Raw genomic sequence first — 12,340 nt, forward strand, 5'->3', positions numbered from 1 at the left:
CACTTAGGTTAGCCTAATCTGCCTCGTGGCCTGTCCCCGGTGCACTCCTGCCGACCAGGCGGGCGTGCCACGTCACGGCCGCCGGGTCGGTGAGTGAGGCGACCTGGTCGATCACCACCCGCAGTCGGGCGGTGTCGTCCGGGGCGGCCCGCCACAGCGGGGCGAAGATCGGGTCGAGCCCTTCCGGCGCGCGCCGGACCAACGCGGCGACCAACTCGGCGAGCATCGTCCGCTGCCGCTCGTAACGGCCCCGGAAGCCAGCTCGACGCATCACGTAACGCAGCGCGATGCCCTTGAGTAGCGCGCACTGCGCCCGGACCCGCCGGGGCACCACCAGGTCCGCGGCGTAACGGCGGTGCGGACCGGGCCCGAAGCGCTCCTCCGTGGCAGCCACCGCAGCGGACACGAACCGCCCGGTCACCCCGCTGGTGGTGGCCTTCAGCGCGACCTGCGCGCGATGGCTGCCGTCGTACCCGGCCAGTGGGGCGAGCAGCGGATCGGCCAGCAGCTCGACCAGCACCTCGGCCAGGTCGGCCGCGGACTCCCCGGAGTAGGCGCCGGCCACGTCGGCACAGAGCGCGGCACGCTCGTCGGCGTCGGTGCGCAGGGGGTGCAGCGTGACGTACCCGCCGTGGATGCCGTCCTCGACGTCGTGCACCGAGTACGCGACGTCGTCGGCCCAGTCCATCACCTGCGCCTCAAGGCAGCGCCGGTCGCCTGGCGCACCGGCCCGGAGCCAGTCGAAGACGGTCAGGTCGTCGGCGTACACCCCGAACTTGCGCTCCCCGGGCCGGCGCGGCCAGGGGTACTTGCCGATCGCGTCGAGCGACGCCCGGGTCAGGTTCAGCCCGGCGGACGACCCGTCCGGGGCGAGCACCTTCGCTTCCAGGCGGGTCAGCACCCGCAAGGTCTGCGCGTTGCCCTCGAAGCCGCCGCACGGTGTGGCGAGCAGGTCCAGGGCGGCCTCGCCGTTGTGCCCGAACGGCGGGTGCCCGAGGTCGTGGGCGAGCCCGGCGACGTCCACCACGTCCGGGTCGCAGCCCAACCGGGCGCCCATTTCCCGGGCGATCTGCGCCACCTCCAGCGAGTGGGTCAGCCGCGTACGCAGGAAGTCGTCCGTGCCGGCGGTGTGCACCTGGGTCTTGGTGGCCAGTCGACGGAACGCCGCGGAGTGCAGCACCCGCGCACGGTCACGCTCGTACGGTGACCGGCGGTGCCCGGTGTCCTTGGGCGACTCCTCGACCAGTCGGGCGTCCGCCGACTCATTCCTCACGGGCATGCAGCACGCAGAACTCGTTGCCCTCCGGATCGGCCAACACCGTCCACTCGACGTCGCCCTGACCGACGTCGACGTGCCGGGCGCCCATGTCGACCAGCCGCTCGACCTCGGCCTCCAGGTTGGCGGGGCGCAGATCGAGGTGCAGTCGGTTCTTGCGCTCCTTGCCGTCGGGCACCGGCACGAAGACCAGGCCGGGCAGGCGGTCGGCGGACTGGCGGATCTCCACCTCGTCCGGCTTCTCGGTGACGACCTGATAGCCGAGCGCCTCGGCCCACCAGCGGGCCAGTCGGGCCGGATCGAGGGCGTCGACGGTCAGGCTCTCCCAGACACTGGTCATGCAGTCACCCTTCCCGTTCGACGGCGTACGCAATCGGCCGTGTGCGAGCGAGCCAAGATTACGCCCGCCACCGCTGCTCGACCCGTCTCCGACGCCTCGGCGACGGGTCCACAACCGCCGATTGGCCCGGAGTTGTCAACCGATTGCCGAGGGTTACGGGCTCGCGGGTCGAAGTGGCCACCGGTAACGTTCCCAGCGCGGAACGTGACCAACCGACTGACACGCAGAGCCCAACCGGTTAGGGGAAACGCTCGTGGACGCAGAAACGGTGGTGGGAACGGAGCTTGCCGGGCTGCGCCGACGCCGACCCGAGGTCGCCGGGACGGTGCTGGCCGGCACCGATGGGCTCCTCATCTCCAGCGATCTGCCCAGCACCGACGCGACCCATCTCGCCGCGCTCGCCGCAGCCAGTTTCGGGCTCGGCCACCGGGTGGCCGACACCGCCCGGCGGGGTGCTTTCCGGGAGTCGGTCGTCTGCACGACCGCCGGCTGCGTGGTGACCTATCCGGCCGGGCGTACGGCCCTGCTGACCCTGGTCACCGTGTCGGCGGCGGAGGATCTGGAAGCGCTGCACGAGGAGGCGCGGGCCGTGGCCCGCCGGGCCGGCTCGGTGTTGGACTTTCGCGGCGGCGGGATCGGCGCGACCTCCGTTCCGGACGCGCACGCGCCGCTGGCCGTGCGTACCCCGATGGCCACCCTGCCGACGCAGTTGCGCCGCTCGTCCCGGCCCACCTGGCGTCGCCCACCGATCTGAGTGCCGGCGGCGGCCGGGTTACCGGGCCGCCGCCGGCCTGCGTCAGCGGCTGTCCGAGCCTCCGGTCTCCACCACCGCCCGGCCGGCCTCCAGTCGGGCCACCGGCACCCGGAACGGCGAGCAGGACACGTAGTCCAAGCCGACCTCGTGGAAGAAGTGCACCGAGTCGGGGTCGCCGCCGTGTTCGCCGCAGACGCCGAGCTTCAGCCCGGGCCGGGCCGCCCGACCCTCCTCGGCGGCGATCCGCACCAGCCGGCCGACGCCGTCGCGGTCGATCGACTCGAATGGCGAGATGCCGAAGATGCCCAACTCCAGGTACCGCCAGAAGAAGGCGCCCTCGACGTCGTCACGGGAGAAGCCCCAACCCATCTGGGTCAGGTCGTTGGTGCCGAAGGAGAAGAACTCGGCCGCTTCCGCGATCTGCCCGGCGGTCAGAGCCGCCCGGGGCACCTCGATCATGGTGCCGATCAGCACCTCGACCCCGCTGTCCCCGACCACCTCCGCGATGATCTTCTCGGCCTCGGCGCGCACCGTCTCCAATTCCTGCACGGCCCCGACCAGCGGCACCATGATTTCCGGTTTCGCTACGCCGCCGCCACGGGCGCAGGTGACGGCCGCCTCCGCGATGGCCCGGACCTGCATCGCGAACAGGCCGGGGATGACCAGGCCGAGGCGAACGCCCCGCAGCCCGAGCATCGGGTTCTCCTCGTGCATCCGCCGGACGGCGGCGAGCAGCGCCTCCTCCTTGGCGACGTCCTCGCCACGCTCCTGTGCGACCGCGACGTTGACCGCGAGCTGCTCCAGCGGCGGCAGGAACTCGTGCAGCGGCGGGTCGATCAGCCGGACGGTGACCGGCAGACCGTCCATCTCGCGGAAGATCTCCTCGAAGTCGGCCCGCTGCAGGGGCAGCAGCGCCTCCAGCGCCGCTTCCCGCTCGCCCTCGGCCCGGGACAGGATCAGCCGCTCGACCAGCTCCCGCCGGTCACCGAGGAACATGTGCTCGGTGCGGCACAGCCCGATGCCCTCGGCGCCGAAGCGCCGAGCCCGGGCGGCGTCCGCGCCGGTGTCGGCGTTCGTGCGGACCGCGAGCCGCCGCTTACTGTCGGCGTGCGTCATGATCCGGTGTACGGCCCGGACCAACGCGTTGTCGATGTGCTCGGGGTCGAGGCTGCCCTCGAAGTACTGCACCACCTCCGACGGCCGGACCGGCACCTCGCCCAGGTAGACCTTGCCGGTGGTGCCGTCGATCGAAACGACGTCGCCCTCGCCGATGGTCTGTCCGGCCACGGTGAACCGCTTCGCCGGCACGTTCACCTCGATGTCGTCCGCGCCCGAGACGCAGGTCTTACCCATGCCCCGGGCCACGACGGCGGCGTGGCTGGTCTTGCCGCCGCGTGAGGTGAGGATGCCCTGGGCGGCGATCATGCCGTTCAGGTCGTCGGGGTTGGTCTCCCGGCGGACCAGGATCACCGACTCGCCCTCGGCAGCCAGCTCGACGGCCCGCGCGGAGGTGAAGACCACCTTGCCGGACGCCGCGCCGGGCGAGGCGCCGATGCCCGTGGCGACCGGCTGGAACTCGTGGTCGAGCTGGAACCGGGGGAACATCAGCTGGGCCAGCTGCGCGCCGTTGACCCGGTGCAGCGCCTCGTCCAGGTCGATCAGGCCCTCGTCGACGAGTTGCCCGGCGATGACGAACGCGGCGGCGGCGGTGCGCTTGCCGACCCGGGTCTGCAGCATCCACAGCTTGCCGCGTTCGATGGTGAACTCGATGTCGCAGAGGTCCTTGTAGTGCTCCTCCAGCCGGGCCATGATGCCGAGCAGCTCGTCGTAGGAGGACTTGTCGAGCTGCTCCAGCTCCTGCAGGGGCACGGTGTTGCGGATCCCGGCGACCACGTCCTCGCCCTGGGCGTTGGCCAGGTAGTCGCCGTAGATGCCCTGCGCGCCGCTGCCCGGGTCGCGGGTGAACGCGACACCGGTGCCGGAGTCCGGGCCGAGGTTGCCGAAGACCATGGTCACCACGTTGACCGCGGTGCCGAGGTCGGCCGGGATCCGCTCCTGGCGACGGTAGAGCACGGCCCGCTCGGCGTTCCACGACTCGAAGACCGCCCGGATGGCGAGGTCGAGCTGTTCGCGCGGGTGCTGCGGGAACTCCCGACCGGTGTGCTTGACGAAGATCTTCTTGTACGCGTCGACCAGCCCACGCAGATCGTCGGCGTCCAGGTCCAGGTCGTTGTGGGTGCCCTTGGCGCTCTTGATCCCGTCGAGCGCGTGCTCGAACTCCTCGCCCGGCACCTCGCAGACGGTCTTGCCGAACATCTGGATGAGGCGGCGGTAGGAGTCCCAGGCGAACCTGTCGTTGCCTCCGGCTTGTGCGGAGAGCCCCACCACGCTCTGGTCGTTGAGACCGACGTTGAGGACGGTCTCCATCATGCCGGGCATGGAGAACTTGGCGCCGGAGCGGACCGACACCAGCAGTGGGTCCTGCGGGTCGCCGAGGCGTTTGCCCATCGCGCGCTCCAGCGATTCCAGGTGCGCCTCGATCTGACCGGCGAGCCCGTCCGGCTCCTGTCCCGTCGCGAGGTACGCCTTGCATGCCTCGGTGGTGATCGTGAAGCCGGGCGGAACGGGCAGGCCGAGGTTGGTCATCTCGGCAAGGTTCGCCCCCTTGCCGCCGAGCAGATCCTTGAGATCCCTGTTGCCTTCGGAGAAGTCGTAGACGTACTTGTGATCAACGGTCTCTTGCGCTGCCACCAGAGCCTCCACACACGCGCCGGATTGACCCTTAACGAAGGTTCAGTTTCTTTTACCCCGGGGCGGACCACCGGTAATCCCGGGGTCGACGCCGATCGGTGGGCGAAGGTTAAGCGACCATCGGGTGACCTGGGACCGTTCGGTGACAATTGGCACAGCCATCACGACTATCCGTGTTCGTACCGGTTTTTGGGAACGCTTCCATGCGCACCATCACGCATCAGGGCCGAGCGCCGTACGCTTGACGGCACGCCACCCGGTGAACGTCACTTTTGCCATAACCGACGCGAATACACCCCCGGAGTCGCCGCCGTGTCGACCATCCCCTCTCCCCGCCCCGACGCCACCCCCGCCAGCGACCAGGTGCCGCTGCAGTCGCGGGAACCGGACGCGGCCACGTTGGCCAGGGCGGCCGAGCGGGCCGCCGGCAAACTGCTCGCCCCCGCAGCCCCGCACCGGCTGGCCGACGTCGTGCCCGCCCCGCAGCAGGTCCAGCCGGACCCGATCGAGGACTGGGTGCTGCCGGCCGAGGCGGTCATCGTGGCCAGCGCCGACCCCGCCGCATTGGCGGTCGCCGCGCAACTCGCCGAGTTGCTCCGACCGGCCACCGGCTACCCGCTGCCGGTCACCGACGCCACCGCGCCGGAGCCCGTCGGCGGCATCGCGCTCGTGCTGGACGACGCCGCCGACCTCGGCGCGGAGGGCTACCGACTCGACGTCACCACCGACGGGGTACGCCTCACCGCCGTCACCGCAACCGGCCTCTTCTACGGCGTGCAGACCCTGCGTCAACTGCTGCCACCGGCGATCGAGAGCCCGACCCCGGTCACCGACCACTGGGCGCTGCCCGGCGGGACCATCACCGACGCACCCCGGTTCCCGTACCGGGGCGCGATGCTCGACGTCGCCCGGCACTTCTTCGCCGTCGAGGACGTACTGCGGGTGATCGACCACCTGGCCCGCTACAAGCTCAACCACCTGCACCTGCACCTCACCGACGACCAGGGCTGGCGGATCGCTGTCGACTCCTGGCCAAAGTTGACCACCGTCGGCGCGACGACCGAGGTCGGCGGCGGCCCCGGCGGGCACTACACGAAGGCCGACTACCGGCGGATCGTCTCCTACGCGACCGCCCGCCACATCACCGTCGTCCCGGAGATCGACCTCCCCGGGCACACCAACGCGGCACTTGTCGCATACCCGGAGCTGGCACCGGACAAGGTCGCCCCACCGCCGTACACCGGCACCGAGGTCGGCTTCAGCTACGTCGACCCGGCCGACGAGCGGACGTACGACTTCATCGCCGACGTGTTGGGCGAGGTGGCCGCACTCACCCCCGGGCCGTGGCTGCACATCGGCGGCGACGAGGCGTTCAAGGTGACAGGCGAGGTCTACACCGGTTTCGTCGAACGGGTCCAGCGCATCGTGGCTGACCTCGGCAAGACCGTCGTCGGTTGGCACCAGCTCGCACCGGCCGCCCACGTCGACGAGCGGGTGCTGCAATGGTGGGGCACCAACGGCGAAGACCCCACCACCGTCGACGCCGTACGCCGGGGTGCCCGACTGATCCTCTCCCCCGGCAACCACGCCTACCTGGACATGAAGTACGCCCCGGACACCCCCATCGGGCACGACTGGGCTGGCCTGATCGACGTGCGAAAGGCGTACGACTGGGATCCGGACACACACGTCGCCGACGTGCCCGCCACCGCCGTTCTCGGTGTGGAGGCGCCGCTCTGGACCGAATCGGTCACCTCGCTGGCCGAGATCGAGTTCCTGCTCCTCCCACGGCTCCCCGCCATCGCCGAGTTGGGCTGGTCAGCCCGGACGACGCACGACTGGGACAGTTTCCGCGACCGACTGGCGGGCCAGGGCCTGCGCTGGGCGACGGCCGGGATCTCCTTCCACCGCGCGCCCGAGATCCCCTGGCCACCCGCACCAACCACGACCACAGCCACCACCTGGACCACCGCCGCCCCCTCAACCACACCCGCCACGTCGACCACCCTGACCACAGGGACCACCTCCACCGCCGCCACGTCGACCACCCTCACCACAGCGACCACGTCGACCGTCGCCGCCACGCCGACCGCCTCGCCCACCCCGTCGCAGCGCCGCCCGAGCCGGGCCGACACCACGACACTTTGACCCTGGACCATCCGCGCGGGCCGGCGTGAACCGGACGGACGGCCATGATCCACTCGGTTTCACTGACATCGGGGTATCCACGGCAACGGGATACCGCGATATCGCCAAATCCGAGTGGATCACTGCCCGTGGTCCGATATGCCCTGCTCAGGTCTGACCGATAAGCTCTGTTCGACCGAATTGCCCAGTGGTCGGGGCCACCCTGATCGTGGAATCGGCGGCGGGTCGGGGGCGTTATACCTGGCATGCCACCACAGCCCCCGGGCTTTGGCGTGCGGCGCCCGAGCCGGGAACACCCTGCGGGCCGCCACGGTTATACCCCCGTAGCCGCCGCGAGCCACGATGGTTGCGAGCCGCCGGGAACACCCGCCGGGTCGCCACGGTTACATCCCCCGTAGCCGCGAGCGACGATGGTTGCGCCCAGCCGGGAACACCCGCCGGGCCGCCACGGTTACATCCCCCTGAGACACCCGACGCCGGCCCCCGGGCCGCCGGGCAGATCCCCTTTGAACTTCTCCGCACGGTCGCCTTGACCCCCCTTGAAGTGCCGTGCGTATCCCCCGATGCAGAGGAGCACGCCATCATGCGTACCGATCTGATCCGTAAGACCGCACTGACCGCTGCTGGACTCGCCTTCACCGGCGGCGCCATCGTCGGCCCCATCACCGCCGCGTACGCCGCGTCGGACGCCAAGCCGACCACCCAGACGCAGACCGACCGCAAGCCCTCGGGCGAGCGGCAACTGGGCGTGCGCTACGAGGCGCAGCCGAACTTCTACTACTGCGGCCCCGCCGCCGCGCGTAACGCCCTGTCCGTGCAGGGCAAGAACATCAGCGTCGACGACATGGCCAAGGAAATGGGCACCACCGAGGACGGCACCAACTCCATCAACGACATCACCCCGGTCCTGAACAAGGAAACCGGCAAGAACGACGCCTACCACTCCGTGGAGATCAGCAACCCCAACGCCGATGACAAGCAGACCGACAAGCTGCGCACCGACATCGTCAAGACCGTCGACGACGGCCGCGCCGTGGTCGCGAACATCGCCGGCACCACCACCGACACCGACGGCACCACCCACTCCTTCGAGGGCGGGCACTACATCAGCGTCGTCGGCTACCGCGACAACGGCACCGTGGTCACGATCGCCGACTCCGCCAACCCGAACACCGCCTCCTACCAGATCAGCGTCGAGCACCTCGCCGACTGGATCGCCACCCGCGGCTACTCCACCAGCTGACCCACAACACACAACACCGAAGGGCCGGACCCCCACCACGGGGGCCCGGCCCTTCGGCATGACCAGGTCATTGCGCGCGCTGGTCCGGACCGGGCAGCCGGCCGACCGGACCAGGCGAGGCCGCGCCAGCCAGGCAAGGCCGGGCCCCGTGCCTCACTGGTCCTTTGGAGCTGATGTCGTAGACGAATCAGGCCTCACCGAGGTCGCGCTCCGGCTCACCCCGGACCGGGGGTCAGCCGCCGGAGTCGTCCATTTCGGCGCCCTCGGGGACGGTGTCGTCGTCCCGGTTGGCCAGCCAACCGTCCGGCAGGAAGACCTTGCCCGGCGAGTTGGTGCGTCCGCGCGGCTGGCCCAGGGCGGTCACCGGGAACGGCTCCGTCAGGTCGAGCTTGCCGAGCAGGTCGTCCAGCTGGGCCAGGCTTTCGATCATCGCCAGCGAGCGGCGCAGTTCGCCGCCGACCGGGAAGCCCTTCAGGTACCAGGCGACGTGCTTGCGGAAGTCGGTGCAGCCGTCCCGCTCGCCCCGGGCCGGGTTGCGGGCGCCGGCCACGAACTGGTCGACCAGCAGCTCGGCGTGCCGGCGCATGGTCACCGCCACCTCGCCGAGGGTGGGCAGCCGCCGCTCCGACCGACCGTTGAAGGCGGCCTCCAGGTCGGCGAAGAGCCATGGCCGACCCAGGCAGCCACGCCCGATCACCACGCCGTCGACGCCGGTGTGCGCGACCATCCGCAGCGCGTCGTCGGCCTCCCAGATGTCGCCGTTGCCGAGCACCGGCACGTCGAGGGCCTGCTTCAAGGTGGCGATCGCGTCCCAGTCGGCGGTGCCCGAATAGCGCTGCGCGGCCGTCCGCCCGTGCAGGGCCACTGCGGCCACGCCGGCGTCCTGGGCGGCGAGCCCGGCTTCGACGTACGTCAGGTGGTCGTCGTCGATGCCCTTGCGCATCTTTACCGTGACCGGCACCCCGGACGGTGACGCGGCAGCCACCGCGGCCCGCACCAGCCGGGCGAAGAGCCGGCGCCGCCACGGCAGCGCCGCTCCGCCGCCGCGCCGGGTGACCTTGGGGACCGGGCAGCCGAAGTTGAGGTCGATGTGATCGGCCAGGTTGCGTTCCACGACGATCCGCACGGCGGCGGCGGTGATCTCCGGGTCGGTGCCGTAGAGCTGGAGGCTGCGCGGCTTCTCATCATCGCCGAAAGTGATCATGCGCAGCGTCTTCGGGTTCCGCTCGACCAGCGCCCGCGTGGTGATCATCTCGCAGACGTAGATGCCGCCGCCCTGCTCCCGGCAGAGCCGGCGGAAGCCGACGTTGGTGATCCCGGCCATCGGCGCGAGCACCACCGGCGGCCACACCTGATGCGGCCCGAGAGTCAACGGGCGCAGCGCAGGCATGGTCGAGGCAGTCACCGGACAAGTGTACGGGGCCCCAACCGACGCTTTCCGCGTCGGCCGAGGCCCCGTACGCAGAGTCTCAGCAGCCGGGGAGGCGCTCGATCAGGTAGCGCTCGACCTGGTCCAGGGAGACCCGCTCCTGGGCCATGGTGTCCCGGTTGCGCACCGTCACGGCGTTGTCGTCCAGGGTGTCGAAGTCGACCGTCACGCAGAACGGGGTGCCGATCTCGTCCTGCCGGCGGTAACGGCGGCCGATCGCCTGCGAGTCGTCGAACTCCACGACCCAGCGCTTGCGCAGCAGCGTCGCGAGGTCCTTGGCCTTCGGCGACAGCGCCTCGTTGCGGGACAGCGGCAGCACCGCCACCTTGACCGGGGCGAGCCGCGGGTCGAACCGCATCACGGTGCGCTTGTCCACGCCGCCCTTGGTGTTCGGCGCCTCGTCCTCGTCGTACGCCTCCAGCAGGAAGGCGAGCACCGCGCGGGTCAGACCCGCGGCCGGCTCGATGACGTACGGCATCCAGCGCTCACTCTTGGTCTGGTCGAAGTACGACAGGTCGACGCCGGAGTGCTTGCTGTGCGTGGAGAGGTCGAAGTCGGTGCGGTTGGCGACACCCTCCAGCTCGGCGAACTCGGTGCCGCCGAACTGGAAGCGGTACTCGATGTCCACCGTCCGCTTCGAGTAGTGCGAGAGCTTCTCCTGCGGGTGCTCGAAGAGGCGCAGGTTGTCCGCCGACAGGCCGAGGTCGAGGTACCAGTTCCAGCGCTCCTGGAGCCAGTAGTCGTGCCACTGCTCGTCGGTGCCCGGCTCGACGAAGAACTCCATCTCCATCTGCTCGAACTCACGGGTCCGGAAGATGAAGTTGCCCGGGGTGATCTCGTTGCGGAACGACTTGCCGGTCTGCGCGATGCCGAACGGCGGCTTCTTGCGGGCGACCGTCTCGACGTTCTTGTAGTTGACGAAGATGCCCTGCGCCGTCTCCGGGCGCAGGTAGTGCATGCCCTCTTCGCTCTCCACCGGGCCCAGGTAGGTCTTCATCAGGCCGTTGAACATCTTCGGCTCGGTGAAGGTGCCCTTGTTGCCGCAGTTGGGGCAGTTCAGCTCAGCGAGCGACGTCAGCGGCTTGCCGTGCTTGGCCTCGTACGCCTCTTCCAGGTGGTCCGCCCGGAACCGCTTGTGGCAGGACTGGCACTCGGTGAGCGGGTCGACGAACTCGGCGATGTGGCCGGACGCCTCCCACACCTTGCGGGCCAGGATCACGGCGGAGTCGAGGCCGACGACGTCGTCGCGCTGCTGCACCATCGTCTTCCACCACTGACGGCGGACGTTCTCCTTGAGCTCCACGCCGAGCGGGCCGTAGTCCCACGCCGATCGGGTGCCTCCGTAGATCTCGCTGGAGGGGAAGACGAAGCCTCGTCGCTTGGCGAGGCTGACGACGGCGTCGATACGGTCGGCTGGCATGTTTCCTCCTACGCCGGCTGGCGGTCGGCGGGGGCGAGATGTGGATGGAACGGTCAGTTCGGGACAACGGTACGACGACCGTCGCCCTGAGCCCAGCAGAATACCGGGGGCGGGTCAGCTGACCCCGCAGACCTCCACGCCACCGGTCTGACCGTCCTGGCCGAGGCTGACCTGCTGCCGCTCCCGGTCGCCGCCGGCAAGCGTCACGTCGACCGGCACGGTGAGGTTGGTGGTGTCCACCTCGCCCACCCGGAACCCGGCGACCTGAGGTTCGGCTGCGGCGCGCCGCTCGAACTCGGGCCGTGACTCGCGCCGCTGTGCGTCGTCGCAGAGCTGCTCGTACGCCCGCCCGTAGTTCCGCTCGACCAGGGCCTGGTAGTAGTCGCCGGTCACGGTGCGAGCCTGCTCCCGGATCGCCTGCACGCCGCTGACGGCCAGGCCGACGACGGCGGCGCCGCCCCCGCCACAGCAGAGCAGCACGGCGAGCGCGCCGACGCCGAGGCCGATCCAGAGCCGAGTCCGGCGGCCCTCGGTGGGTGGCGCGGCAAACGGCGGAGCCACCCCGGGACCGGGTGGCGGGGCGGGTGCGGTCATAGGAGCAGCGTAGTGTCCAGCGGCTCAGCGGTAAGGACCCGCAGCCCGATCACTCTCGGCGACAACCACGGCCCCACCGGGTGCCGCGGTGGCCAGCGCCTCGTACGCCGAGGGTTCGTCGACCGACTCGGCGAGCAGCGGCACGGCGCTGACCTTGACCTCGAAGGCACCGAGCGCCCGCCGGTACGTGCCGACCGACTCCCACTCGGTGACCAGTGACCAGTACCGGGGATCGTCGAGCGCCCGGACCAGTTGACCGCGCAGGTAGCCGGGGCGGGCGGCCAGTGCGGTGAGGGCGGCGTGCGCCCGTTCGGTGAAGTCCTCGGCGACATCGACGTCGACCACGAACCGGTTGGTCACCAGCAACGGGGGTCCCTCCTCGTAG

The 12,340-nt window shown here is 70.4% G+C and carries 9 protein-coding genes and 1 pseudogene; 3 read left to right on the forward strand and 7 right to left on the reverse strand.

Annotated features, from left to right (window positions below):
* Positions 1 to 13 precede the first annotated feature (13 nt).
* Both PCA76_RS25570 and PCA76_RS25575 read right to left on the reverse strand, forming a co-directional pair.
* On the reverse strand, positions 14 to 1,279 hold the full coding sequence (locus PCA76_RS25570) for a deoxyguanosinetriphosphate triphosphohydrolase (protein ID WP_272612978.1): 1,266 nt from the start codon (positions 1,277 to 1,279) through the stop codon (positions 14 to 16).
* A complete protein-coding gene (locus tag PCA76_RS25575) occupies positions 1,263 to 1,616 on the reverse strand; it encodes a VOC family protein (protein ID WP_272612979.1) in 354 nt (117 codons plus the stop codon). Before PCA76_RS25575 ends, PCA76_RS25570 begins: the two co-directional genes overlap by 17 nt.
* A gap of 253 nt (positions 1,617 to 1,869) precedes the next feature.
* Between PCA76_RS25575 and PCA76_RS25580 the strand changes: the two genes are divergently transcribed.
* The gene (locus PCA76_RS25580) at positions 1,870 to 2,370 is read left to right on the forward strand and encodes a roadblock/LC7 domain-containing protein (RefSeq protein WP_272612980.1); all 501 of its coding nucleotides are present in this window, start codon (positions 1,870 to 1,872) and stop codon (positions 2,368 to 2,370) included.
* A 42-nt stretch (positions 2,371 to 2,412) separates the two neighbouring features.
* Here PCA76_RS25580 and ppdK read toward each other — a convergent pair whose 3' ends face one another.
* Positions 2,413 to 5,121 carry a pyruvate, phosphate dikinase gene (gene ppdK / locus PCA76_RS25585; protein WP_272612981.1) on the reverse strand — a complete coding sequence of 903 codons (2,709 nt, stop codon included), beginning with the start codon at positions 5,119 to 5,121 and terminating at the stop codon, positions 2,413 to 2,415.
* A 312-nt stretch (positions 5,122 to 5,433) separates the two neighbouring features.
* Between ppdK and PCA76_RS25590 the strand changes: the two are divergent.
* Positions 5,434 to 7,101: pseudogene (locus PCA76_RS25590) on the forward strand (beta-N-acetylhexosaminidase); the annotation flags it as partial.
* A 751-nt stretch (positions 7,102 to 7,852) separates the two neighbouring features.
* Complete coding sequence (locus tag PCA76_RS25595) at positions 7,853 to 8,512, forward strand: C39 family peptidase (protein WP_272612982.1); 660 nt, start codon at positions 7,853 to 7,855, stop codon at positions 8,510 to 8,512.
* Between the two features lie 232 nt (positions 8,513 to 8,744).
* Here PCA76_RS25595 and dusB read toward each other — a convergent pair whose 3' ends face one another.
* From dusB to PCA76_RS25615, 4 genes are all read right to left on the reverse strand, one after another.
* Complete coding sequence (gene dusB / locus PCA76_RS25600; RefSeq protein ID WP_272619612.1) at positions 8,745 to 9,902, reverse strand: tRNA dihydrouridine synthase DusB; 1,158 nt, start codon at positions 9,900 to 9,902, stop codon at positions 8,745 to 8,747.
* Between the two features lie 79 nt (positions 9,903 to 9,981).
* The gene (locus PCA76_RS25605; RefSeq protein WP_272612983.1) at positions 9,982 to 11,361 is read right to left on the reverse strand and encodes a glycine--tRNA ligase; all 1,380 of its coding nucleotides are present in this window, start codon (positions 11,359 to 11,361) and stop codon (positions 9,982 to 9,984) included.
* Between the two features lie 114 nt (positions 11,362 to 11,475).
* A complete protein-coding gene (locus PCA76_RS25610) occupies positions 11,476 to 11,955 on the reverse strand; it encodes a hypothetical protein (protein ID WP_272612984.1) in 480 nt (159 codons plus the stop codon).
* Between the two features lie 24 nt (positions 11,956 to 11,979).
* Positions 11,980 to 12,321 (reverse strand): antibiotic biosynthesis monooxygenase family protein, encoded by a 342-nt coding sequence (locus PCA76_RS25615; RefSeq protein WP_272612985.1) that lies wholly within the window; start codon positions 12,319 to 12,321, stop codon positions 11,980 to 11,982.
* Positions 12,322 to 12,340: the final 19 nt, after the last annotated feature.

The organism is Micromonospora sp. LH3U1 (assembly GCF_028475105.1).
In the GTDB taxonomy this organism is placed as follows: Bacteria; Actinomycetota; Actinomycetes; order Mycobacteriales; family Micromonosporaceae; genus Micromonospora.